The 25174-nt window shown below is 32.1% G+C and carries 22 protein-coding genes; 2 read left to right on the top strand and 20 right to left on the bottom strand.

Annotated features, from left to right (window positions below; translation table 11 throughout):
- Positions 1–29: 29 nt before the first annotated feature.
- The 20 genes from CHB68_RS00160 to CHB68_RS00065 form a co-directional block, all read right to left on the bottom strand.
- A complete protein-coding gene (locus tag CHB68_RS00160) occupies positions 30–926 on the bottom strand; it encodes a GDP-mannose 4,6-dehydratase (RefSeq protein ID WP_089259723.1) in 897 nt (298 codons plus the stop codon).
- Entirely contained in the window at positions 910–1944 is a 1035-nt protein-coding gene (gene gmd / locus CHB68_RS00155; RefSeq protein WP_089258365.1) for a GDP-mannose 4,6-dehydratase, read from the bottom strand. The genes CHB68_RS00160 and gmd overlap by 17 nt, the downstream gene beginning before the upstream one ends.
- A gap of 7 nt (positions 1945–1951) precedes the next feature.
- Entirely contained in the window at positions 1952–3097 is a 1146-nt protein-coding gene (locus CHB68_RS00150) for a glycosyltransferase (RefSeq protein ID WP_089258363.1), read from the bottom strand.
- Complete coding sequence (locus tag CHB68_RS00145) at positions 3094–4140, bottom strand: glycosyltransferase family 4 protein (protein WP_089258361.1); 1047 nt, start codon at positions 4138–4140, stop codon at positions 3094–3096. Before CHB68_RS00145 ends, CHB68_RS00150 begins: the two co-directional genes overlap by 4 nt.
- Positions 4137–5354: an O-antigen ligase family protein gene (locus tag CHB68_RS00140; protein ID WP_089258357.1), complete on the bottom strand. Its 1218-nt coding sequence runs from the start codon at positions 5352–5354 to the stop codon at positions 4137–4139. The genes CHB68_RS00145 and CHB68_RS00140 overlap by 4 nt, the downstream gene beginning before the upstream one ends.
- A 58-nt stretch (positions 5355–5412) precedes the next feature.
- The gene (locus CHB68_RS00135; RefSeq protein ID WP_089258351.1) at positions 5413–6705 is read right to left on the bottom strand and encodes an O-antigen ligase family protein; all 1293 of its coding nucleotides are present in this window, start codon (positions 6703–6705) and stop codon (positions 5413–5415) included.
- 47 nt (positions 6706–6752) lie between these two features.
- A complete protein-coding gene (locus CHB68_RS00130) occupies positions 6753–7940 on the bottom strand; it encodes a CDP-glycerol glycerophosphotransferase family protein (protein ID WP_089258349.1) in 1188 nt (395 codons plus the stop codon).
- Positions 7937–9187, bottom strand: coding sequence for an oligosaccharide flippase family protein (locus CHB68_RS00125; RefSeq protein ID WP_089258347.1), 1251 nt, complete (start codon positions 9185–9187; stop codon positions 7937–7939). Before CHB68_RS00125 ends, CHB68_RS00130 begins: the two co-directional genes overlap by 4 nt.
- 92 nt (positions 9188–9279) lie before the next feature.
- Positions 9280–9996, bottom strand: a complete 717-nt coding sequence (locus tag CHB68_RS00120) for a phosphocholine cytidylyltransferase family protein (protein ID WP_089258340.1) — start codon at positions 9994–9996, stop codon at positions 9280–9282.
- A complete protein-coding gene (locus CHB68_RS00115; RefSeq protein ID WP_089258338.1) occupies positions 9996–11087 on the bottom strand; it encodes an iron-containing alcohol dehydrogenase family protein in 1092 nt (363 codons plus the stop codon). The genes CHB68_RS00120 and CHB68_RS00115 overlap by 1 nt, the downstream gene beginning before the upstream one ends.
- Before the next feature lies 1 nt (position 11088).
- The gene (locus CHB68_RS00110) at positions 11089–12606 is read right to left on the bottom strand and encodes a xylulokinase (protein WP_089258330.1); all 1518 of its coding nucleotides are present in this window, start codon (positions 12604–12606) and stop codon (positions 11089–11091) included.
- 3 nt (positions 12607–12609) lie between these two features.
- Positions 12610–13440 (bottom strand): class II fructose-bisphosphate aldolase, encoded by an 831-nt coding sequence (locus tag CHB68_RS00105; protein ID WP_089258329.1) that lies wholly within the window; start codon positions 13438–13440, stop codon positions 12610–12612.
- On the bottom strand, positions 13437–14294 hold the full coding sequence (gene rfbD / locus CHB68_RS00100; protein ID WP_089258328.1) for a dTDP-4-dehydrorhamnose reductase: 858 nt from the start codon (positions 14292–14294) through the stop codon (positions 13437–13439). Before rfbD ends, CHB68_RS00105 begins: the two co-directional genes overlap by 4 nt.
- The gene (gene rfbC / locus CHB68_RS00095; protein WP_089258327.1) at positions 14291–14836 is read right to left on the bottom strand and encodes a dTDP-4-dehydrorhamnose 3,5-epimerase; all 546 of its coding nucleotides are present in this window, start codon (positions 14834–14836) and stop codon (positions 14291–14293) included. Before rfbC ends, rfbD begins: the two co-directional genes overlap by 4 nt.
- A complete protein-coding gene (rfbA, locus tag CHB68_RS00090; RefSeq protein WP_089258326.1) occupies positions 14836–15702 on the bottom strand; it encodes a glucose-1-phosphate thymidylyltransferase RfbA in 867 nt (288 codons plus the stop codon). The genes rfbC and rfbA overlap by 1 nt, the downstream gene beginning before the upstream one ends.
- A gap of 18 nt (positions 15703–15720) precedes the next feature.
- Positions 15721–16764, bottom strand: a complete 1044-nt coding sequence (rfbB, locus tag CHB68_RS00085) for a dTDP-glucose 4,6-dehydratase (RefSeq protein ID WP_089258325.1) — start codon at positions 16762–16764, stop codon at positions 15721–15723.
- A gap of 2 nt (positions 16765–16766) precedes the next feature.
- A complete protein-coding gene (locus tag CHB68_RS00080) occupies positions 16767–17765 on the bottom strand; it encodes a hypothetical protein (RefSeq protein WP_089258324.1) in 999 nt (332 codons plus the stop codon).
- Between the two features lies 1 nt (position 17766).
- A complete protein-coding gene (locus CHB68_RS00075) occupies positions 17767–19449 on the bottom strand; it encodes a DUF6909 family protein (RefSeq protein WP_089258323.1) in 1683 nt (560 codons plus the stop codon).
- A gap of 52 nt (positions 19450–19501) precedes the next feature.
- Entirely contained in the window at positions 19502–21001 is a 1500-nt protein-coding gene (locus tag CHB68_RS00070) for a GH3 family domain-containing protein (RefSeq protein WP_089258322.1), read from the bottom strand.
- A gap of 8 nt (positions 21002–21009) precedes the next feature.
- Entirely contained in the window at positions 21010–21879 is an 870-nt protein-coding gene (locus tag CHB68_RS00065) for a M23 family metallopeptidase (protein ID WP_089258319.1), read from the bottom strand.
- 192 nt (positions 21880–22071) lie between these two features.
- Between CHB68_RS00065 and tatA the strand changes: the two genes are divergently transcribed.
- Together tatA and CHB68_RS00055 are read left to right on the top strand one after the other, a co-directional pair.
- The gene (tatA, locus tag CHB68_RS00060) at positions 22072–22257 is read left to right on the top strand and encodes a twin-arginine translocase TatA/TatE family subunit (RefSeq protein WP_079512276.1); all 186 of its coding nucleotides are present in this window, start codon (positions 22072–22074) and stop codon (positions 22255–22257) included.
- Positions 22258–22604: 347 nt separating this feature from the next.
- Positions 22605–25070, top strand: a complete 2466-nt coding sequence (locus CHB68_RS00055; RefSeq protein WP_089258318.1) for an OmpA family protein — start codon at positions 22605–22607, stop codon at positions 25068–25070.
- The last annotated feature ends 104 nt before the right edge of the window (positions 25071–25174 follow it).

The following is a 25174-nucleotide window of genomic DNA, read 5'->3' as shown; positions in this document are numbered from 1 at the left end:
ATAGTAATTAAATAGTTTTACCATTCAAATTAATTTGTTAGCATTTCAGAAAGTGTAGTCTCTAAAGTTTTAAATTTAATAGAACCGCCTAATATATTAAAAAGTTTATCTGTACTACCCTTAAGTTCTACAATTTCATTTTTCCTAATAAACAAAGGGTTTACTTCTACTTTTAAATAATGCCCAGTTATTTTCTCTAACATACCTAAAATTTCGCCTATAGAATATGTTGATCCACTACAAATATTTACTTTGTCCGAATGGAATGATGAATTTAGTAGTTTAATATAAATTTCCGAAAATGAACTTACGTTATTATATTCTCTAAAGGTATGTAGATTTCCTAGTTTAATTGTACTATTTTTTTCACGAAAATGTTGTACGATTTTTGGTATTAAAAATGAATTGTTTTGTCCAATACCTGTATAGTTAAAGGGTCTAGCAATAATTATTTCAAACTTATTATAATAGCTAGCCACCATATTTTCCATCACTAGCTTACTATTTCCATAATGATTTACGGGTTTAGGACACAATGATTCATTTAATACTCCTTCAATATTACCATAAATAGCTGCACTACTAGCTAATAATACTTTTTTAATATCTAACTTTAACTCATCAAGACACTCAAGTAAGTTTAGTGTTCCTAAGATATTGGTATTATAAATAGCTGTAACATCCTTGGATGCTACAAATGATATCGCAGCTAAATGAATTATAAAATTAGGCTTAACAATAGAAACAACTTTTAATAAGCATTCCTTATTCAAAATATCGCATTGATAATGATTTTCTTTTAAAGCAATAGAATTTGTTGTTCCAAAAACTCTATAACCTATTTTTGTCATTTCTGCCTCTAAATGAACACCCGTAAATCCCCCTATACCTGTTATTAAAACGGTCTTTTTAAAAGGTTCCTCCATTTTTATTTCGTTCAATGTCTTTTTGTACCATCATATTGCACAATTCCCCTAAAGACGTTTTTGGTTGCCAACCTAATTTTTCATTTGCCTTTGAAGCATCCCCAATCAACAAATCAACTTCTGCAGGTCTATAAAATTTTGAATTTACCTTCACTAAAGTTTTTCCTGATTTATCATCAATTCCAACTTCATTCTCATCCTTTCCTTGCCAAATTAAGTTAATCTCAACAGCCTTAAAAGCCAATGTTACAAAATCCCTAACCGTTTGGGTTTGATTTGTTGCCAAAACAAAAGTACCAGGCTCATCTATTTGAAGCATTTTATACATTCCGTCCACATATTCTTTAGCAAAGCCCCAATCTCTTTTTGCATTCATGTTTCCTAATTCTAAGAGTTCTTGTTTTCCTAAATAAATCTTAGCAGCCGCATCTGAAATTTTTCTTGTAACAAACTCTTTACCTCTTAATGGTGATTCATGATTAAACAATATTCCACTAGTAGCAAAAATATCATACGATTCTTGGTAATTTAATGTTGCCCAATGTGCAAAGACTTTCGCAACGCCATAAGGACTTCTTGGGTGAAATGGAGTTTCTTCGTTTTGCGGAATAGCATGGACTTTTCCGAACATTTCTGAAGTAGAGGCTTGATAAAATTTTATCTTGGGGTTTATTGCTCTAATAGCTTCTAATAAATTCAATGCTCCAATTCCGGTAATTTGAGCAGTAGCAATTGGCTGAGTAAAAGAAACTCCAACAAAGCTTTGAGCCGCTAAATTATATATTTCATCAGGCTCTGTTTCCGATATTATTCTATAGGCACTAGAAAGATCGACCAAATCGTATTCTAACAAAATTAAATTTGGATCATTTTCGATTCCTAACTCTTCAATTCTCCAAAAATTAGTTGAGCTTGTCCGTCTATAAGTACCATATACTTTATACCCTTTGTTTAACAAAAGTTCTGCCAAGTAAGCTGCATCTTGACCCGTAATACCCGTTATAATTGCTTTTTTCATATTATTCCTAATTATTTTTCCAATCTTTATATAAAGCCTCTACTGTTTCTTTAAATTCCGTTTCAAATCTTTCGACACTAAACCTTTGGGCGTTCTGTCTTATGGTTTCCTTGTCAAAAACTGCAATGTTTTTATTAAAATAATCCACAGCATTCAAAAGTGATGAAATATTTTGTTCTTCATAAAAAACGCCAGTAGATGAACTATCTATTGTTTTCGCCCCTGGAAATTGTCCCTTGACAGTTTCCAAAATACCTCCTTTGCCATAAGCTATTACAGGAACTCCAGCCGCTTGTGCTTCAATTGGAGCAATGCCAAAGTCTTCCTCGGCCGCAAATATAAATGCTTTAGCCCTTTTAATTAAACTTAGTACTTTATTCTTTTCTACAAAACCCAATAATTCTACATTGTCAGCGGCAAGCTGCTTTATTTTTTGATAATCTGGACCTTTGCCAATTACAATTAACTTATTATTGGTAAGTGAAAAAGCTTCAACAATTAAGTCAATTTTCTTATACGGTACCATTCTGGAACAAGTAATATAATATTCCTCAGTCTCATTAGAAATGGTAAAAGACTTGGTATCTACAGGAGGGTAAATAATGATAGACTCTTTATTATATGTTTTTTTTATTCTTTCAGCTACATATTTGGAAATTGCAATATAATAATTAGGTCTATTTGCTGTAGAATAATCCCACAAACGTAATTTATACAAAAAGTATTTAGCCAGCATACCTTTGAATCCTTTTTCAAGGCCAGATTCTTTTAAATACTGATGATAGAGATCCCATGCATATCTAACAGGAGAATAAACATAAGAAATATGAAGTTGATCAGGTCTTGTTAAAACTCCTTTTGCAACTGAAGAAGAGGAAGATATAATAACCTCGTATTCACCAAGGTCAAATTGTTCTATAGCCAACGGAAACAATGGTAAGTAATTTCTATACTTACTTTTTCCAAATGGTAATTTTTGAATAAAAGAATTGGTGGTTGGTTTACCTTTTAATATAATGTTTCTGTTTTCCAATGACAAATCATCTACTAAAGAATAATGATCAAAGTCTTGCCAAATATTTGTAATGCTTTCGACACACCGTTCTGCACCTCCATAGACCGTATACCAATCATGTATTAACGCCTTTTTCATTCGCTTAAATTTGAAATTATTAGTTCAAGTTTTTTACTGGAATCTTTCCAATCAAACTTTTTAACGTTTTTAAGTCCTAATCTTTTTAAGTCTTCTCTTTCCTTTTCGTTTCGCACTAAATCAACTATAGCTTTTTTTATTGAACTAACTGATAAAGGATCACAATATCTAACCGAACTTCCATAAATTTCAGGCAAACTAGTTGTATTGGATAATATGCAACTACAACCACTTGCTTGAGCCTCTAAAGGAGGAATACCAAAACCCTCAAACAAAGAGACATAAATAAAGATTGAGGCAGTATTATATAGTCGAATCAAATCATCATCGCTTAAATATCCAGTAAATATAATTTTTGAGTCTACTGTATTGTGCTCATATATAGTGCTAGAAAAACTACCATTGCTTTTACCAACAATTACTAGTTTATAATCAGATTCTATTTCTTGAAAAGCATTTATAACCCTTTTTAAATTTTTTCTAGGATCTAATGATGAAACCGTTAAAATTATTTTCTCTCTTTTTAATTTAAGGTTTACAAATTTTGTTGAAGGAGCGGCATATATGACATCAATAATTTCCTTTTTAATGCCATAAGTATTGTGTATATCCAATTTAACATATTCACTGTCAGTAACAATACGTTTGGCATTTTTAACGCTAATAGGAATTAACAGGTTATATGTTTTTCTGAATGTAAATGAAAACCATTCAGGATGATGATAAAAAGCTAAATCATACAGTGTTAAAACCTTATTTTTATATTTAATAGGACCTATGCCAACTAAATTAATCAACAAAGGGTTTCCATTTTTTTTTAAAAACAAGGGTAATTCGATTTGTTCCCAAAGATTATTTCTCAATCTTCCAACTATTATAATCTTCTTATCATTTTCAAAATTATTGATTTTATTTCCTTTAGGACACACATAAACAACTTCTTTACCCTCAATATAATTAGGTAAATTTTCACATATTTCCAATGCAAATCGTTGAACGCCCGTAATAGTTTGTGTTAGAAACCTAGCATTAATTACAATCATTCTTTTAGATAAGATTTAAAATAAAATAAAGAATTAAAAATAGTAAAAACCATTATTCCAGTATTTCGACTGAGAACATTCTCAAATAACAGGCACAGATAAAAAAATATTAAAAAAAACAAATAATTTCCATCCTTTGAATGTATGGCTTTTTTTATAAAAATAATGAAACTAATAATTATTAAAGTAAATCCTATAGGCCCAAAAGCTAGATAGTAGAAAAAAAATTGATTATGAGAATTATATGTGGTTTTATTGTAAGCATCAGTTTCATACATACTAACATAACAATCGTTTAGCTTAATCTGCACATCTCCTGACCCATGTCCGTTCCACGGCGTATCCATAATAATTTCACTTACACAATTGTATATTCCCAATCTTAGAGTAAATGAATTATAATACTCCCCTTTAGGATATAAATGTTCAATGTTCCTTATTTCTAAAATTCTACTTTTCAAAGGAGTGGTAATGCCTATTACGATAGTTACCATCAAAAAACATAATACAATTCCTAAAGCTTTTAATTTAAATCGATATTTATAAAAAATTATTCCAACAATGACAAGAATTAGGGCTAAAATTGGTCCACGGCTACTTGCGAGTAACAACCCTAAAATTAATACTATACCAATTAATAAGTTAATGTAACCATTGCAAAATTTATAAAAGAATAAAAAAATAATTGCCGTACCCAATAAAATACTTAAATAGATTGGGTGCTCATTTACAAAAGGAATTTTATCAATATGCTCTCTAACTTTTAAAACAAAATGATAATTGGATAAATCAAAAATTATGTCTGTATTCAAAAAAGTGATTATAATGAATACCAAGACAGATAAACTTAAAATTGCACTACTGAAAATATAAATTTTAACAAATCTTTCAACATTAATTATTTTCTTAAATGGTTTGCCTCCAAAAACAGCTAAAGGGATAATTAGAAAACTCAAATTTCTTTCAACAAATGACAAATTACTAATAAAGTTATTCTTAAAAATTAAAGATAACAGGCAAAGAAATAAGGGTAATGACATCCAAAAAATTATCGTCCATTCACTAAAATATTTTATATTTTTTTTAGATTCTTCCCTGTCATAATAAACAAACGTTAAAGTAAAAAAAACAAAAATTGCTATACTGGTTGTGGCTAAATTAAGAATAGGTAAAATCGCTAAAATATATATGTAATGCTTTTTAAAAAATCTCATAACACTTTCTTCCTATTTAATTTTTACGAACATTTGCAATTAAACAAACTTTCCATTTCTATTTATTTAAAATAGAATCATAATTTGAATCAAGCGCAAACGGAATTGCAAAATAACTCCAAATAAAAACCATTATGAATGAAGGAAAAGCACAAAAAGATATCAGGAGCGCAACTACTCCAGCAAAAATTGATGATTTTCTTAACTTATAGGATTTGTAAATCAATATTAATAGAAAAGAGCAATATAGCAAAAACCCAATAATTCCATATTCGCTCCAAACTTCTAAATATATATTGTTCGGGATAGCTCTAGTGTTTTTCCTAGCAAAATATGAAATTGCGAATTCACTGCTTTTTAAATTTTCTACTTCATCTTCAATGTCATTGTACTCATCATAATGCAAACTATAATTGTAAGGACCCACACCAACAATTGGGTTGTCAATACCTAACTTAAAAGCTATTCTCGAGGTTAAAAGTCTATCTACTTTAGAAAGATTATAAGTTGTTAACGTAGTACTGGGTGTTGCAATTTTTTTGTAAACATAATCTTGATAAAATGAAGTTTGAACAAAAAAATACATTCCTATAAAAATAAATGGCAAAACCCCAATAAAGTATTTAAAATTATTTTTCTTAAAAATTACAGTTCTATAATAAATAATCACAAAAAATAATGAACTAATAATTGAAATTGAAGATAATGTAGTGAAAACAGACAGTAATAAAAACTTACCAGATTTGTTTTTATCTAAAAAAAAAGCCACAGCTGAAGACAAAATCAGATATAAACCAAAAAAATTACCTTCTAAAAAAGTCCCTGACCTCACAATACCATATAAGGTTTGTGGACTATCAAGCATTCCAGGCAATTTTAGGTAGGGTATTTCTAACGCTGATGAAATAAACAAATACCAAGAGTATAAAGCTACTATAACCGCCCCTTGGACCCAGTATTTTAAAACCTCAGGATTTCTTGAAATAAATTTCTTTGAAATAAAATACGTAGAGTAACAAATAAATATATAAAAAAGTCTTAAAAAACTATCTCCTATAGCATTTATTCTAAATGGTATTTCCTTTAAATTATAAGTATAATCCCAAAAACTATTTATAATGAAAGACAATATTGCCAAAAACATAAAACCAGATAGTACCACATTTGAAATCGGAAGTTTACTAATGAATACATAAGCTTTTATTTTATTTAAATACAGAAAAATTAAAAATAAAATAATAACCTCTGAGATTTTTAATGCAAATCCAATATTTAATGTTAAGGCCTGTGTAAAAGGTAGAAAAAAAAGAAAAAGGGAAAAAAAAAGACTTGTCTTTACATTAATTCTCATGAAACAAATGTTTATATGCGATATTTCTATATATCTTGTATCTCAAACTAATCTGGCATATTCATTACAAAATTATAACTTAAAAAAGTTGCGTTTCTTGTACTAGAATAAAAGTCTTCTTCTAATGATAAATATTCCATCACATTCTCCCAAGTTTTATAAATAGGACCTATTTTTAAATTTTCATAATCATAATAAAAATCCACCTCTTTAGAATATAATTCTAAATCATACGGTAAAAAAACTATTGGTTTATTTAAAAACAAATAATCGAAAAAAACACTAGAATAATCAGTAACTAGTGCATCAGAATACTTTAACAATGGATAAGGGTCAGCATACTGATAAACATAAATATTATCATATTCCTGAGCTATTTTTGACACCTCATCAAAATCTAAGAAATGGGCTTTTATAACAAATAAGTAATTTTTAGATTTACAAAGCAAATCCATAGCATTTAAATCAAGTTTTGAATCTTTTATGACGTCAATAATTGTCTTGTCCCATCTTCTTCTTTGTGTAGGTAACCATGCAATAACTTTAGAATATTTCTCTTTAAATTTTTCTAACATTTTCTTTTCAGGAAATAATTCCTTTGACATATAAAAATCCTTATCAAAACAAATAGTTCTAGGATGACGAGCTAAATAAATATTATTTGCAATTTTTTTATTGCGAAATGAATTTGAAAATGGTTCAATAGAGTTAATCTTAGATATTTCACAAGAGGCATATAAAATATCACACTTCATATAATATGAATAAGGAAACCATTTACTTGCAAAATCTTTTAACTTTCCTTTTACACCAACTTTATACCAATCTCCACCTACTCCAATTTTCCGTAGGGCCATTGCATGCCACAGCTGAATAATTTTGGCACCGCCAATTAAGGGGCCGTTTATATCTGCTAATTGGTGAGAAATATATGCTTTTGAAGCTCTTAGTACAGTATAAACACCTTGAATTGTGTATAAATATTTTGCAGGTAAACCTTGCTCATTTAAATTTTTAACAACTGTCTTATTTTTAGAAATCCACACTAATTTTATCTTAGGTTTTGATAATGAATAGTGATGTATAAAAAAATATTTTGAATTGTCAGAAAAGTGCTTACCTAAAGATGAGCCAATAACCGCTAAATTTTGGTTTTTTGGAAAAACTATTGAAATAAAATATATAGGTGCGCCAACAAAGATGGTCACAATTAACTTAATAATATTAGATTTCATAATTTGAATTTTATAATTCCTTTTTTTACTAAACTCCTAACTCCATACATTCTTATTATAAAAACTATGGTTTGTGTTACTATTAACAAAATAATCATAATATACACCGAGAGAAAAGTTGATATAATTAGTAGAATAATTATGTGAATTATACTTGCAATCACAACACTATAATTCGCATATTTCTCATACCCAAAAGCACCTAATAAGGGGTAACCTATAAATGTAGTCGGAACTAATAGAACGGCTAATAAACAATATAATCTTAATAGTATTGAACTTTCTTCATAACCACTCCCAAAAACAAAAATTACTATTTGAGAAGCCATTAAAAATGTAAATGTGCAAACAATTACATTAAAAATCATAGATCCTATTAATACTTTTTTAAAAAGTTTTAAATCCTTTTTTTGAACCATATATGGATATATAGCGTCTGATAATGGTGTATAAATTATGGTCATCGCAGTATATAATTTTTCAGCTACTCCAAAAATTCCCGCATAAAACTCGCCAAGTAATAAACCTATTACAAAATTATTCCCTTGAGAATATATCGACACAGATGCCCTTGAAAAAAAGTATTGAGTACTATTGTTTATTTGAATTCTAATTTGTCTTAGATTAGGGATTGAATAAGCAATTCCAAATTCTTTATAAGCAATATACAATGAAAATGTTGCTGCTATTACAAATCCTATTGAATACAAAAGTGGAACTAATATATAGTCCTTCGACTCCTTTATTATTATAAAAATTAGTACTGTAAAAGTCAGTTTCGAAATCAGGTTAACTATAGCTACATACTTCATTCGTTCCATTCCTTGAAACAACCATAAAGGGGTAAAAGTCTGTCCAACTACCATACCAAAACCTAAGAAGTACACTTCTTTATTTTCTTCTACAATAGGTATTAATTTCGCCATAAATAATAGTAGAAAAAATGTAATAATAAGCAGTATAACTTTTATAGAAATTATACTGCTATAAATTAAGTTTACCTTTTTAATATTAAATCTTTCCCTAGATATTTCTTTGGTTGCAGAAAGATTAAATCCATAGTCATTCAAAACAAAGAGCAATTGCATAATTGAATAAACCATGAGTACAACACCATAATTAGAAACCCCTAAGATTCTAGCTAAATAAGGCATTGTTAAAAACGGTAAAATTAAATTTGCAATCTGAATGGTAGATAATGCCAGAAAATTTTGAACTAAAATATTACTTAAAAACGTTTTTTTCATTAAATAAAAATTAACTCACTTTTCTTCAAGGCAAATTCATAATTCTTTCGAATCAATGCTTATTAAAAAATCATTAGTTTAAATTACAGATATTAATTGCCAAATAGTTTCTTTGCTTTTTGATAATCTTCCTCAAAATCAACTTCTACGAATTTGTTGTCCAATATATCCAAAACACTGATTTTAATGTCTTTATTGTCTATAGCACTTTGTACTGCGGACTCCATATAAAGATTAAGATTTCCTTCCTTAAAAAAATTTTCGGCCTTTTCTTTAAAATAAGGTACGGTATTTTTACTGAACTTTGCAATACCTAAAAACTCCCCTTGAGATTTCTCTGGGTTTACTTCTTTGGTAATATCCAAAAGCATGTTGTTTTCATCAAGTACTACCTTCATTTCTTCTTCACCACATTTTTTACGTTCAAATGGCAATACCATATCTTCATTGGCCTGCAATAACATTTGCCAAATATCAAGTTCTGCCAAGGTATCTGCATGCAAGAACAAGAAATCATCATCAATTTTGTCCAATGCCATATATAGTGAACCTAGTACATTACAATGATTCCAAAAGGGATTGTAAACGATCTTCACTTTTGGGTTTTTGGCAGTGTGATTTTCAATAAGTTTACTGTTAAAACCGGTAACGATTAAAATTTTATCAACATTTAATTGATCAAGAATATCAAGATTATAATCTAAAAGAGTTCTACCCTTATTATTTAAAGGTAAAAGGCTTTTAGGCAAGTTAGTGGTATAATCACCCAATCTACTTCCTTTGCCTGCTGCCATTATTACTGCTATCATTATATTGCTAATTTTAAGATATTTATTATACTTTCAACATTCTCATATGAAGGATCTGCTTGGACGTTTCCTGAAACCGAGGATGCTATTTCATCAATGTCTTTAAGGTCGATTCCTAATTTTAAAATTCCATAATCTAGATTTAATTCTTTCTTTAGATTATTGACCCTGTTTAAAAATTCTTCCGTAGACATATTTAAATCGGACGCTAGTTGATTTAGCTCATCAATTTTTTCATTATATAAATATTGCAACCATCCTTTATAAATAGCAATTAAGCCCTGAGCATGGCTTGTTCCTGTCATTGGACCTATAACATACTGTATTCTATGTGGCAGACAAGTAGAGCTAAAGGCAAGGTTAATCCCCATAAGAGATGAAGCAATAGCCACTTTTTCCATGTCCTCAATAGAATTTTCCTTACATGACTTTGTTAGATGTTGAAATATAACCTGTATACAATTAACAGACTGGTTCCTTACAATAGGATTACTTTTTTTAGAAATATAGGTCTCAATTGCATGCGTTAAACAATCAAAGCCCACCTCTGCCTTTAAATGAATTGGACAGCCATTGTGAAGGTTTGCATCTATAAATACATAGTTTGGCTGTATTATTTCTCCCCGTATACCTCCTTTTTTTCCTTTATCCTTATCATAAATTATTGCACCAAATGAAAGTTCGGCGCCTGTACCTGCAGTTGTAGGTATGGCAATAAGTGGAATCTTAGTTGTCGGAACCGGGGTTTTACCGTAAAAAACATCTTTATAGGAGACATCACCAAATGCTATTGATAGCGCTTTTGCAGCATCTATTGTAGACCCCCCACCTATAGCTATAATAGTATCTATGGAAACCTGTTTTAACTCATCCAAAACAAGGTCAAGGTCTTCAAAGGGTGCATCTGGTCTAATATGATTGAATATATGTACTGAACTCTTTTTCCTTAGTTCATCAAAAATATCTGGTAAGCCATAATTTTGACTTACTGTTTTTGATGTTATGATCAATACTTCCTTACCAATTGGAAACTGTTCAAAAGATTTAATATCAACTTTTCCAATTGAAATAACAGGTTTTATATAATACATACTATAGATTGCTAATAGTTTCGGAAGAAAAAGATTGTACTTTATCCCTTATTTTTAAATGAGAATTATAAAGGGGTAACAATTGATCGTTCAAGCTTTTATAAAAAGAGAAAAAATCTTTATATATCCTATGGTTCGCTTCAGAGGGGTTGATGACTTTTCGTACACGAATGATCTTAGCTGCGGCCTCTTCTACAGAACTAAACTTTTTTAAACTTAACAGCAATAAAATAAATGCACCAACGGATGTACTTTCAAAATTCTCAATAACCTTTATTCTCTTATTGGTCACATCTGCCTTTATTTGATTTATAAGGTCAAATCTAGCTAGTCCGCCACTAACGGACAATGAGTCTACCTCAACTCCATTTTCAAGGATTAATTGCAGTAAATCGTTTGATACATAGGCTGTAGATTCAAATACAGCCCTGGAAAATTCTTTAATTGTACTTGCCCTATCTATTCCGAAAAAAGTTCCCCGTGCGTTTGGACTTTTAAAAGGAGCCCTTTCACCTAGCATGTACGGCAAAAAGACTATTCCATGGGCTCCCATGGATACTTGATGCGCATTATTCTCCATGATATAATAAACATTCCTGTCATTTTCATCATAAAAAGCTTGCTTTAACCATTCAATGATTCCACCCCCTAAATTATTGGAAGCCCCTATTAAATAATTTTCATGATTCCCTAATTTTTGGGACAAGATGGGACCTTTTTTGGTGATTAAACCTTTTTTGGTTAATACTCGAACAGAAGTTACCGTCCCTGATACATCACACGCTGTTTTTGAATCTCCATCAAAAGACCCAATAACTGCACAAATTGCATCATAGGTCGTAAGCACATACTTACATGTTTTTTTAAACCCATATTTATTGATTAATTTATCGTGCAGCGGCAATGAAAACCCAATATCTTTTACCTCGGGCAACGTAGATTTATCCAAACTAACAGCACTAAGGATTTCATCTAGGTATTTACCATTGTGATATAAACCTTTACTTGCATTTAAAGAATCTGTAAATACTTCATGAGTGAAAAAATAGTTTAAAAATTCACCGGCGCCCATCCAAAATTTAACCTTTTCAAATACTTCTGGCTTATTGCGCTTAAACCAAATTGCTTTGGGTATAATTGAGGAAGATGGACATTTTAAATCCGTTAAATCTGTTTTCTCCTTAATAACCTGTTCAACCAACTCCGCTTCCTCATGTGCCCGCTTATCCGATACCATCATAACCTTTGTGGCTGGTGCTCCTTTAACGTCCATACCATATACGCAAGATGAACTGGTAGTGGAGGTTATGTATTCAATTTTATCTTTTAGATAATCAATAGATGAGATTTCTTCCAAAATCTCCTCTAGTTTTGAACGCCATTCTTTTGCGTCTTGTTCAACTCTATTATGGAATAGTTTTGAGAATACCGGTTTTGAAGTTACAAAAACCTGCATACCATCATCGTTGAAAACAATGCCTCTAATTGATTTTAATCCTAAATTGATTATTAAGTACATATCTTATACAGTGTATTCTAATAAATATTGCTCAAAAAAGTTTGATAGACCTTCAACCATTTTGGTATGGTATGAAATTTCATTATAAAGACTGTTATTGGTGGCAAACTCTTTTAAGATATCTATAGTTTCTTTCTTTAATTGAGTGGATATATTAATCTTAACTACTCCATAGGATATCGCCTCTTTAATGACTTCCTTTGGTAGACCGGTACCGCCATGTAATACAAAAAGTTGTTCTGGATGTAACTTTTTGCTTGCTTCTTCTAAAATAGACAAGTCTATCCCTTCTAAATTTTCATAAAATCCATGGGCATTTCCTATGCCTAATGCCATAAGGTCAATCTTAGTTTCTTCAACATAACGAATAATTTCTTGAATTTCCGCATAAGAAGAACCCTCTTCTCCAAAACCGTCTTCAACGCCGGATACTTTTCCTAATTCTCCTTCAACCAAACAATTAAATTTTTCAGCATGTTCTTTGACGATTAATGAATTCTTAATGTTTTCGTCTATCAAGAATGCAGATCCATCGTACATTACAGAATCAAAACCTGCTTCTATACAAAATTTAATAAAGTCTATATCAATGCAATGGTCAAGGTGAAAATAAGTATAATCAGATTTAAAGTTTTCCATAATGAACTTTACAGAATACTTATCTTCTAAAAATCTTAAAAATCTTTCTGAAAACTGAATTATGACAGGAAGCTTTAATTTTTCCGCTGTTATTTTACAGGCCTCTAACTGATAAAAATTCTGAACATTAAAAGCAAATGTTGACTTTTGTTTTTGCCTTAGTTCATTTAATGCCGTATGTAGTGGTTTTCTCAAAGTTTATTAGTTTTTATACAATTCTCTAGACTTTTCCTCCAATAAGGAATCGTTAGATTAAAAGTCTCTTTAATTTTAGTTTTATCCATTATACTGTTGGAAGGTCTTTTTGCGGGAGTTGGATATGCTTCTGTTTTAATTGGGGCTACCTTGATTTTTATGTTGGCAATTTCAAAAATAGTAACAGCAAAATCATACCAACTAGCTACTCCTTCATTACTATAATGGTAAAGGCCGTAAGATGTAGCATTTTTTTGAATTAAGTCTAAAATAACATTCGCTAGGTCCCCAGCGTAGGTCGGAGTACCAATTTGGTCCACAACAACACTTAATTCATCCCTTTCGGAACCTAATCTTAGCATGGTTTTTAAAAAATTGTTCCCATGTTCAGAATACAGCCAAGATGTTCTAATTATAAAATGTTCATTTAAAATATTTGCTATGGCCCTTTCTCCTTCCAGCTTAGTATTACCATAAACACTTAGGGGTTGTGCCAAGTCCTCCTCTGTATAAAATTTCGTTTGCTTACCATCAAAGACGAAATCTGTTGAAATATGAATTAAGGTTATATTGTAATCCTTACATGCGTATGCAAGATTTTGTGCACCAACATAATTTACTTGCTCGGCCAATTCATGATTAGATTCCGCATTATCCACGGCTGTATATGCAGCACAATTAATACAATAATTAAAATTATTTTGTTTAAAATAACTAATGACCGCATTTTTATCTGTAATATCCAGTGCATCTATATCTACATAAACAATATGCAATTCATTATTATTTTTGGTAATGTCGTTTATACAGTTTGCCAATTGTCCTTGGCCACCTGTAACCAATATTTTTTTCATAATCTTGCCGACTTCAATGTAGGTAAAACCAAATCTTTCTCAGATACCTTTATTTTTGAGCTTTCAATTTTCCAATCAATTTGAAGATTCTCATCGTTATAAACAATACCCCCTTCAGATTCCTTGTTGTAAAAATTATCACATTTATAAAAGAATTCTGCAGTTTCCGACAAAACGGAAAAACCATGACCAAAACCTCTTGGTATAAACAGTTGTTTTTTATTTTCTGCACTTAATTCTACGGCAATATGTTGACCAAATGTTGCCGAATTCTCTCTAAGATCTACTGCAACATCAAGAACACTACCACTTAAAACTCTTACTAATTTAGCTTGTGCGTTATGCCCCACTTGATAATGTATACCTCTAACGATACCATAAGCTGAAAAGGTTTGATTGTCTTGAACAAATTTTACACTTTCACCAACACCCTCAGAAAAAGTTTTTTCGTTAAACGATTCAAAAAAATATCCCCTATCATCTGAAATCACCCTTTGTTGTAATATAAAGCAGCCTTTTAGCTTTGTTTCGGTAAATGTCATTAATTCTTGTTTAAGATACCTAATAAGTTTTTTCCATAACCACTTTTCATTAAAGGTTCCGCAAGGGCTATAAATTGTTTTTTGTCTATATAGCCCATATCATATGCAGCTCCTTCAATAGCTCCAATTTTAAGCCCTTGACGTTCTTCTATAACTTCAACAAATTGTGAAGCCTGCATCAAAGATTGAAAAGTTCCGGTGTCAAGCCAAGCTGTACCCCTATCCAAAATACTTACAATTAATCTACCCTGTTTTAAATATTCTTTATTAACATCTGTTATCTCTAATTCTCCTCTAGGGCTAGGCTTTATATTAGCAGCAATCCGTACCACATCGTTGTCATAAAAATAAATTCCAGGAACCGCATAATTTGATTTTGGTTCCAAGGGTTTTTCCTCTATACTTATGGCGACACCATCATCATCGAACTCGACAACACCATAACGTCCCGGATCATGAACCCTATAAGCAAAGATAATACCGCCTTCCGGTTCATTGTTGGATTGAAGTAATTTAGCAAGACCGGAACCATAGAAAATATTGTCGCCTAGTATAAGTGCCACCTTGTCTTTTCCAATAAAATCAGCTCCTATGATAAAGGCTTCTGCAAGACCGTTTGGAGCTTCTTGAACCGCATATGAAAATGAACATCCATGTTTTTTTCCATCTCCCAATAATTCTTCAAACAATGGTAAATCCTTAGGTGTAGAAATAATTAATATTTCTCTAATACCTGCATACATTAACGTTGAAAGCGGATAGTAAATCATTGGTTTGTCATAAATAGGCATTAGCTGCTTACTTACGGAAAGTGTTAGTGGATGTAATCTTGTTCCTGAACCCCCTGCTAGGATAATTCCTTTCATACTTGGATTTTATAATATTTACGAATACATTTTAGAATAATATTCCTTGTAGTCCCCAGAAGTAACATTTTTTAGCCACTCGGAATTATTTAAATACCAATCTACTGTTATTTCCAACCCTTCTTCAAATGTAACCGTTGGTTTCCAACCTAGCTCTTTATTTATTTTACTGGCATCAATGGCGTATCTTAAATCATGTCCAGGTCTATCTTTTACATAGGTAATCAATTGTTCTGATTCCCCTTGAGACCTGTTTAACTTCTTATCCATTACACTACATAATAATTTGACCAAATCTATATTTTGCCATTCATTGAAACCTCCTATGTTATAGGTTTCACCATTATTTCCTTTATGAAATACCAAGTCTATCGCTTTAGCATGGTCTTCTACATATAACCAGTCCCTTGTATATTTTCCATCCCCATATACCGGAAGGTTTTTTTTCTCGATAATGTTATTTATAAATAATGGAATTAATTTTTCAGGAAAATGATACGGGCCATAATTATTGGAGCAATTCGTTACTACATAGGGCAGACCATATGTTTTGCCATAGGAACGTACAAAATGATCTGAACTAGCCTTGGATGCGGAATAGGGAGAATTTGGATCATAACTGGTTTCTTCGGCAAACAAACCTTCGCTACCAAGAGAACCATAAACCTCATCTGTACTTATATGATAAAAACGTTTACCTTCAAAATTATCTTTCCAACTATCTTTTGCGGCGTTTAATAGGTTAACTGTTCCTATTATATTGGTTCTTACGAAGGCTAATGGATCTTCAATAGATCGATCTACATGAGATTCTGCCGCCAAATGTATTACGCCATCAAAATTTGTGCTTTGAAATAATTTATTAATGTATTGACTATCTACAATATCTCCTTTTAAAAAATTATAATTATGATATGTATCTATATCTATTAAATTTTCAAGATTGCCAGCATATGTCAGAGCATCTAGATTAAATATAGTATAATTAGAGTAATTTTTTACAAATCTTCTTACTACATGGGAACCTATAAAACCAGCTCCACCTGTTACCAATATATTCATATTTAAAATTTTAACTCTTCAGATTTTACATTTAAATATTTTAGTATTGAGATTAAAAAGAACAATCCTAAAAACAAACTGGGAATAAGTACTATTTTCTTTCCAAAAAATGATTTTTGAACTTGTTGTGGTTGTCCAAAATTTATAATTTGAATTGCTTTTGTGTTTTTCAATAATTCAAGTTTTTTAGTTTCAATATCTCGTATTAAATCATTTTTTAAACTAAAAAGCCCTGTGATATTTACAGTCTCTTGGTTATCCAAAACTATTCTATCATTTCCAGCTATATTGTCTTGGCTTCCCATTTTCTTAGAATAATTAGTGATTATTAAATCTACTTGATCTAAAAGTTGTTTGTCCCTTTCTATTCTATCTTTAGCATTTTCTACATAGATATCTAGCATTTCTGAAAAATACTCATTGTTATTCAAGTATTCCATAACCTTTTCTGAAAACTCCTTCCCTGCTTTTTGGTTTTTATAAAAGAAGGTTATACGATGGTTAAATGAACTTTTATTCTGAAGTTCTGCTCTAACGATATCGGCTATAGCTTCTGTGTTCTCAAAACTTTGAAGTAACTCCAGATATTTAGCATCGGTTTCGGATGTGCCTTCCTCTACCACTCTATTTATAACAACTTCTAAACCTTTAAAATCAATTTCATTAATACCTAAAGACTTAAAGAACAACGTGTCTTCTGCTTCTATATTAGCTTGTATTTCATCTATGGCATCATATAAGTAATTCTTACTTTCAAATTGAGGTTTAACAATAACTTCTCTTTTAAGTTTTTTGGTAATTATCTTACTTAATCCATAACCTACACCAAAACCAAGAAGAATTAAGCCAATCAATAAAAATATATTCTTTTTGAGGTACAGAAATATCCTTAATACAAACCTGAAAATGGAATTAAATCCTTTTTTTACTAATTGTAACAATTGTCCCAAGTCGATTTCGTCAGAACTATGGTTGTTTTCTGGTTTTAGATTCTCGGCCATTTTATGAATTAAATATTTGCTTTAAAATTTTATCCGTAATTAAATAGGTTGGTTTTACACCCGTAGTCCCCAAGCCACCGGATGCTAATGTACTTCCTGTTTCTAATGGGTTATCAGATGCATAATAGGCATACCTCACCTTTACGCCTTCACCTATACTTTTTCTGATTTTTGATGCAGACTGTATTGCTTTTTGATAGTGCACCCCTTCCATTTCCAAGCCAATTACGTTCCAAGTAGATTTATGGAAAAACTTAAGTATATCCTTGTTTTGTAATGAAGTTCCTAAAACCGTAACCATGGTTCCTTCAAAAACTTTTAATCCATGGCCTTCAAAATCCTTTGCACAAAGTTCGTTCTTAAACGGGTAATTATCTGCGGTACCTTCAAAAATATGAGCTGAAGGAATCATTAGATCTCCTTTTCCTCCTTCTAAAATACCAGCTTTACCCATAATTGAAACCGAATCTACATTTATTAAGGATTCATCGTTTTTCTTGATATTATAGGGTTTTAAAAGCTCATCTATAGTCTCATATGCTTGTTCCCCAAATGCGTAATCCATTACAAATATAACAGGTTTTTTATGATTGTCTGCCGTTGGTAATTCATATGAACTAGCGCCTTTTCTAATTTTAGCCGTATCAAAAATTTGAACGTCAATATTGGTTCCCGAGGTGTCGTCTATGGAAATCATTCCATTTTTTTCGGCCAAGGAGGTTACTTTTTTACGTAAATGTCCGTTCTCCGCACTGCTTAAAGCCTCATAAATCTCCAAATCCGTAGCCTTGGGGAATTCCTTGGACAGAGCACTTTTAGCGAACATTGAATTCATTACACTATGCATGTTTGCAGAAATGATATGAATCGGCCTTTGCAACAAATCTTGCTTGGACAGTACACTTTTTATATTATTGGCCCAAATTTCCCCATGAATATGGTGGCCTAAACGCTCACGCAACAATGTACTGAATGTAATAGCTCTTTTTTCACCAGTTATTTCCTCTTCCAGTGCCAATTTTCCAAGCCAATAAATCACCTTTAAAAAACGCTCAGGATTGGCCTTTGTGCTAAATTTTTTATAAACCTCAAGAATCTCCTCAAAGGACCTGCCTAATATATTTGCGGTATGTATTAAGGCTATTTCACGTTCTTCTTGCGTCAGTTCTTTTTTATGTACTGCGGCTTCAAGTTTTGTCCAATCCCTTATCGTTTTCTCCGTATCCGGAATTAGAACACGTTTACAGATTTTTTCGGATTCAATAAACAAAAAGGTTAAATGGGTAAGAATGTCATAAATATCGGAACGACCCCTGGTAATTTCAATATTCATCTGTTCATTGTCTATACGGTAACAATTTCTCCTTCTTTTAGGAGGTATGATAGGATGAATATGAGATATTCCATATCCTTCATCAGACGTAAGACTTATGAACCTACATTGTTCAATACCTTCTGGCAAACGTTCCAAGACATAGATAAGTCCGCTTAATTCTGCCTTATCCTCCCCAACAGATCCGTAAATTTCAGGCCGTAGTTGTAATAAAGCATTTTTTAGCGCTTCTCCAGAAACACCGTTTGGTTTATAAAATCCGCGATTGAACAAGTGGCGCATAGTAATGTACATGCGCTCGATCGCATTTGTCGATTCTTGTGCTCTTGTGGTTGTGATTGTTTTTCCCATTGATGATTTCAAACAAAACTACAATTTATAATTTGTTAATTATAGACCGGGTTTATGAGATTTTATATTTTGATAGGGCATCGGCAACTTTACGGTCGTTGGATAATCGCTGAACTTTATTCTGTCCACCTAGCTTTCCAATGGATTTCATATACTCCATAAAACCGCCCTGTTGTATCGAAGTTATTTTTAATGGTTGTAAAACTTTGCCCACTATTAAGTCATAATAATAACTATTTTGTTGTTGTAGGGCCTCATCTAAATGCGTAATGAATTTACCCATATCATCTGGTGTCTTTTCAAACTCAATGAACCATTCATGATAAGGTAATTGCATATCTTCAGGGGAAATTTGTGGGGCTACGGTAAATTCACTTACGCTGGCATTCGTTTTATTGGTCGCAATTTGCATGGCTTCTTCCACCTCTTTGGCAATAACATGTTCCCCAAATGCGGAAATAAAATGTTTTATACGTCCAGAAACGACAATTTTAAAAGGATTAAGAGAAACAAACCGAATGGTATCTCCTAAATTATAGGCCCACAAACCGGCGTTCGTCGAAATAATCATTACATAATCTACGTCTATTTCTACATCCTTTAATGTATGTCTTTTAGGATGTTCCGTAAAAAACTCATCCGTCCTTACAAATTCATAGAATATACCTGCATCCAATAAAAGAAGCATTCCTTTTTCCTTTTGTGAATTTTGATAGGCAAAAAACCCTTCGCTTGCCGGAAAAAGTTCAATGCTGGCAACTTTTCTTCCTATAAGGGTTTCAAACTTCTTTCTATAAGGCTCATAATTTACCCCTCCATAGATAAACAGTTCAAAATTCTTGAACAAATCTCCAATATGCTGATTGGTATTTTTCTTTAACTTTTCAAAATACATTTGAACCCAAGAAGGTATACCGGCAATTACGGTCATATCCTCATTTTTGGTTTCTTCCACTATGGCATTGACCTTTGTTTCCCAATCCTCTATACAATTGGTTTCCCATGACGGCATACGGTTTTTTTGAAGATAATTAGGTACATAATGGGCGGAAATACCAGATAACCTACCCAATTTTATCCCGTTTTTTTCTTCAAGAACGGGACTACCTTGTAAAAAAATCATTTTACCTGTTACAAAATCTGCCTTTCCAGTTTCGTGTATGTAGTTCAAAATTGCGTTTCTAGAAGCTTTAACTTGTTCCTTTATGGATGCTTCTGTAATAGGAATATATTTTGCGCCAGAGGTTGTTCCGGAGGTTTTTGCAAAATATAAGGGTAAGCCTGGCCAAAGCACATCTTCTTCTCCGTTCACCACTAAGTTTACATACGTTTTCAGTTCCTCATAGTCCCTTATTGGAACATGTTTTACAAAATCATTGTGATGATGAACAAAACCGAACCCATGATCTTTACCAAACTTGGTGGATTTTGCTTTTTGAATCAATTCCTTGAACACCTTTTCCTGTGTTGCAATAGGATTCTGCACCCATTTTTGGGTTCTTTTATCTATACGGTGAGCAAATATTTTAGCAGCAAAGGTCTTTATAGACATGTAGAACGTTAATTAAAATCTATATAATTCAATGGATCTATGGGAGTACCATTATCCCACAACTCAAAATGTAAATGCGGCCCCGTTGTGAATTCCCCCGTGTTTCCCACTGATGCAATTACCTCACCGCCTCTAACAATGTCCCCTTGAAATTTGGATAAGGAACCATTGTGTTTATATACGCTTAAGAGTCCACCTTCATGTTCCAGGATAATTACATAACCTGTATCCGCTGTCCATTCGGAAAATATTACGGTTCCGTTGGCTATTGCCTTGACGGGGCTGTCCCGGGTAGCGGTAACATCTACGGCGTAATGTTTTTCCTTTGGTTCGTATTTCATGGAAATTGCACCTGTTACAGGCGCGAACAACACTAAATTTTTCTTATCGATAACACGTTCAAACAGATTGTATTTGTCTTCCAAGGCAACCTCTGCCCTTAACAAGGAATCCTCCTTTATCGGGTTTAGATCAACGGTGGATGGGTCTAACTTATATTGTTGAAACAAGGAGTCGCGGTTAACCACGGTATTCTCAATATCCCCTTTGAGTACCATTCTAATATTATCCAAATACTTATTGGTATAATTCAAGGTTCTAACCAAAGAATCCGTTTTATAGGTCAGTTCGGTAGCTTGTTTTTTTAATCTAGTAGAAGAATACCCTGGTATATACTCTCTTAATGGGGTAAATGCAATTAGCAAGGTGGTTAAACCAATAAGGGCGATCATAAATAATGAGCCTGTTACAAATACGTTCAACCTGCTTAGTTTAAAAGAAATTTTTTCTTCAAAAGTATTTTCGTTCAAAATAACCAAACGGTACTTGTGCAGCAGCTTGCGTTTAATTTCCTTACGTTTTTTAACTTTTTTGGCCATCTTAACAAAGATATACTTACAAATATATTATAAAGCGTTTTAGTCAACAATATAGTGGCTATCCCCAAATTTTAGACCCCTATAATGCACAATAATAAGTTAAATTCTATAATATTGTCAACCTATCCAATATTACTCAGTTTTCTTTGGTAGATTTTAGTATCTTTGATATCCATTTAAAACAAAAGTCTTATGACAATCTTATCTACTTTTTTGGCCATAGGTGCTCCACAGATTATTCTGGTGGTAGTGGTTGTACTACTATTATTCGGAGGAAAGAAAATTCCTGAACTTATGAGGGGTTTGGGTAGTGGAATCAAAGAATTTAAAGACGCCTCTAAAGAGGATGAACAACTAGAAGAAAAGAAAAAGGATTAGTACTATAATAATCTTATCTCTTATATAGAAGCCCCATTCATTGGGGCTTTTTTTATGTTTGTATTCACATCATATTTAAAATCCACTTTTAAAATTTTTACCTAAAAGCTGTTATTCAACTATTTAGGTGTTTCTACTACAATTAATGAATTATTGTTGCTAACCAAAATAAAAAGCAACTGTTACGCCTAGGTTCACGACAAAAAACATCTGTTTCACAACAAATAATCGATGAAATACTACTTTACGTCTAATTTCGTAAAGCTTGTAATGGCAACAGCTATTAATTAAACTGTCCTTATTTGCACTTTTACCAATAAAACTATGTTGGTCAAGCAATCATACATATGAGAATATTACTGTACATATATTTTTTAAGTTTCGCCATTTTTGGCCAAAGTCAAGATTTTCAGGCAGATACTACATCTGAAGGATATCAAGAACCTATAGTTCATTCACAACCCTCCAAGTCACTTACGGACGGTAAAGAGTTTGAACTTGCGGCACAGGCCTATGATATTCCACAAAAGACCTTTAGAAATATTGATGGTGCAAAAAATGGCTATTATGTAGTTGCGGGTATATTCAGAAAAAGTGAAAATCTAGATGCCCAAGTAAAAAAATTCAATAGAAAAGGATTTGAATCCGGATACTTTCAAAACCCTGAAAACAAATTATACTATCTATACCTTAACCATTACAACTCTTGGAAAACAGCTTTTGCGGATTGTAATACCAAATTTGACAACCGTTATAAGAAAAATATCTGGGTGTTGAAAATGCAAAACGGTGTTCCTGTTGCTAAATTGGAACCATTGGAAGATGCCACAAATGACATGGTGAAGGAGACCAAACAGAATAACGCATTAAAGAATAACAGAAAAGAAGAAAGATTAAATACATCCCCTTTAAAGGAAACCAAGGACAAACTTATACAAAAGGCAGATGAGTACTTTGACAAAATGTGGTATGCTGAAGCTGCGGCATTATATGAAAAAGCCTTAACAAATTCCAAATCTCCCTATTCAGAAGATGTTTTGAAAAAAGCGGGTGATGCCCATTACTTTAATACAGATATGGAAAAAGCGTACAAATGGTACCATTTACTATATGAAAAGTATGAAAAGGAATTGTCCACGGATTATTTATTTAAATATGCTCACTCCCTAAAAGGTACTGGTAATTATAAAAGGTCCAAACGCCTGATGAAACTTTATAACCGAAAATTAGATGGTGATAAACGGGAACTGCAAAATGAACGTAATGAAATTGTGTTGGACGGACTTTTACGAATGAAAGATAGGTTTGACATTAAAAACCTCAATATCAATTCCAGCAATTCTGATTTTTCCCCTATGTATTATGATGAGGACGAAATGGTCTACGCTTCATCCAAAGATTCTACCATTTATAATACCAGACGGTATAAATGGAATAATCAACCGTATCTAGATCTATATGTCGCCAAAGTCAACAAAGAATCCAAGGATCTAAAAGATGCCATAAAATTTTCAAAGGAAATCAATACCAAATATCATGAAGCGTCGGTCACATTTTCCGCGGACAATGAAACCATGTATTTCACTAGGAACAATTATGGAAAAAAGTTAAAAAGGGATAAAAATGGTATTAATCACCTTAAAATATATCGCTCAAAAAAGGTGAACGGAGAATGGACAGAAGCAGAGGAAGTATCTTTTAACAGTGACGATTATTCTACCGGCCACCCTGCACTAAGTACAGATGGTAAACAACTATACTTTGTATCTGATATGCCGGGCAGTATAGGTGAAACGGATATTTTTGTAGTAGATGTACTTGAAGATGGATCGTTTTCCACACCTAGGAACCTAGGTCCTGAAATCAACACGGAGCAAAAAGAAATGTTTCCGTTTATTAATGATAAAAAATTATATTTCTCATCTAACGGACATGTTGGCCTTGGGGGCTTGGATATTTTTGAAGTAGCCTATAACGAAGATGATGGCTTCTTGGAAGCTAGAAATTTGGGGAAACCCGTAAATAGTAAAAAAGACGATTTTTCGTTTATAGTAGATGAAGATTCCCAAGAAGGTTACTTTGCTTCTAACAGAGATGGCGGTAAGGGTGATGATGATATCTATTCCTTTAAAAAATTGGAACTAGAAGAAACACCGTCCAATATAAATGCTATTGCGGGCGTAGTTACAGAATTAATATCTGGAGATGTTATGCCAAATGCAATGGTGGAATTGTTGGATGAAAACAATATCAAACTCAAAGAAATGGAAACCGATGAAAACGGAAGTTTTGTTTTCGAGGATTTGGATAGTGATACCCGGTATGTCCTTAAGACTACAAAGGATACATATTATGAAGATATAAGGGAATCTGCCACTGCAGAAAACGATACGGTAAATGTAGCCGTTACCATGCGTAAACTTCATGACGCCATTGCTGTTGAAAATGGTATAAAAAAGCTAAAGACAGAAATGATTCATTTCAATTTCGATAAATCCTTCATACGTAAGGATGCCGCCCTGGAATTGGATAAACTTGTTGCCGTTATGAAGGATTCACCTACCATGGTCATTAAAATTGAGTCGCACACGGATTCACGTGGTGATGCATCGTATAACAAATATCTTTCTGACAAACGTGCAAAATCAACTAGGGATTATATGATTTCTCAAGGTATTGCACCGGAACGTATAGAAAGCGCAATAGGTTATGGTGAGGAAAGATTACTTAACGAGTGTAATGGTAGAATACCATGTACAGAAGAGCAACACTATCTAAACCGTAGGTCTGAGTTTATCGTTGTAGAAATGTAATCTTGATATTGTTAACGATAAATTTGTAAAAACAGGTATTAACAATTTGCGTCAGGTTCAAAACATCCTATTTATAAGCACTTTACCGAATGCAGGTATACAAT

The organism is Maribacter sedimenticola (assembly GCF_900188415.1).
GTDB classification, from domain to species: domain Bacteria; phylum Bacteroidota; class Bacteroidia; order Flavobacteriales; family Flavobacteriaceae; genus Maribacter; species Maribacter sedimenticola.
This window is presented reverse-complemented; position numbering and strand designations above follow the sequence as displayed.

Bases quoted from the DNA above. Each gene is read 5' to 3' on its own strand.
- CHB68_RS00075 (WP_089258323.1), bottom strand. From the start codon at position 19,449: ATGGGAAAAACAATCACAACCACAAGAGCACAAGAATCGACAAATGCG.
- CHB68_RS00125 (WP_089258347.1), bottom strand. From the start codon at position 9,187: ATGAAAAAAACGTTTTTAAGTAATATTTTAGTTCAAAATTTTCTGGCA.
- gmd (WP_089258365.1), bottom strand. From the start codon at position 1,944: ATGAAAAAAGCAATTATAACGGGTATTACGGGTCAAGATGCAGCTTAC.
- rfbD (WP_089258328.1), bottom strand. From the start codon at position 14,294: ATGAAAAAAATATTGGTTACAGGTGGCCAAGGACAATTGGCAAACTGT.
- CHB68_RS00080 (WP_089258324.1), bottom strand. From the start codon at position 17,765: ATGGCCGAGAATCTAAAACCAGAAAACAACCATAGTTCTGACGAAATC.
- CHB68_RS00150 (WP_089258363.1), bottom strand. From the start codon at position 3,097: ATGAAAAAGGCGTTAATACATGATTGGTATACGGTCTATGGAGGTGCA.
- tatA (WP_079512276.1), top strand. From the start codon at position 22,072: ATGACAATCTTATCTACTTTTTTGGCCATAGGTGCTCCACAGATTATT.
- CHB68_RS00115 (WP_089258338.1), bottom strand. From the start codon at position 11,087: ATGTATTATATAAAACCTGTTATTTCAATTGGAAAAGTTGATATTAAA.
- CHB68_RS00110 (WP_089258330.1), bottom strand. From the start codon at position 12,606: ATGTACTTAATAATCAATTTAGGATTAAAATCAATTAGAGGCATTGTT.
- CHB68_RS00140 (WP_089258357.1), bottom strand. From the start codon at position 5,354: ATGAGATTTTTTAAAAAGCATTACATATATATTTTAGCGATTTTACCT.
- CHB68_RS00160 (WP_089259723.1), bottom strand. From the start codon at position 926: ATGGAGGAACCTTTTAAAAAGACCGTTTTAATAACAGGTATAGGGGGA.
- CHB68_RS00070 (WP_089258322.1), bottom strand. From the start codon at position 21,001: ATGTCTATAAAGACCTTTGCTGCTAAAATATTTGCTCACCGTATAGAT.
- CHB68_RS00145 (WP_089258361.1), bottom strand. From the start codon at position 4,140: ATGATTGTAATTAATGCTAGGTTTCTAACACAAACTATTACGGGCGTT.
- CHB68_RS00135 (WP_089258351.1), bottom strand. From the start codon at position 6,705: ATGAGAATTAATGTAAAGACAAGTCTTTTTTTTTCCCTTTTTCTTTTT.
- rfbB (WP_089258325.1), bottom strand. From the start codon at position 16,764: ATGAATATATTGGTAACAGGTGGAGCTGGTTTTATAGGTTCCCATGTA.
- CHB68_RS00120 (WP_089258340.1), bottom strand. From the start codon at position 9,996: ATGATAGCAGTAATAATGGCAGCAGGCAAAGGAAGTAGATTGGGTGAT.
- CHB68_RS00130 (WP_089258349.1), bottom strand. From the start codon at position 7,940: ATGAAATCTAATATTATTAAGTTAATTGTGACCATCTTTGTTGGCGCA.
- rfbA (WP_089258326.1), bottom strand. From the start codon at position 15,702: ATGAAAGGAATTATCCTAGCAGGGGGTTCAGGAACAAGATTACATCCA.
- rfbC (WP_089258327.1), bottom strand. From the start codon at position 14,836: ATGACATTTACCGAAACAAAGCTAAAAGGCTGCTTTATATTACAACAA.
- CHB68_RS00065 (WP_089258319.1), bottom strand. From the start codon at position 21,879: ATGGCCAAAAAAGTTAAAAAACGTAAGGAAATTAAACGCAAGCTGCTG.
- CHB68_RS00055 (WP_089258318.1), top strand. From the start codon at position 22,605: ATGAGAATATTACTGTACATATATTTTTTAAGTTTCGCCATTTTTGGC.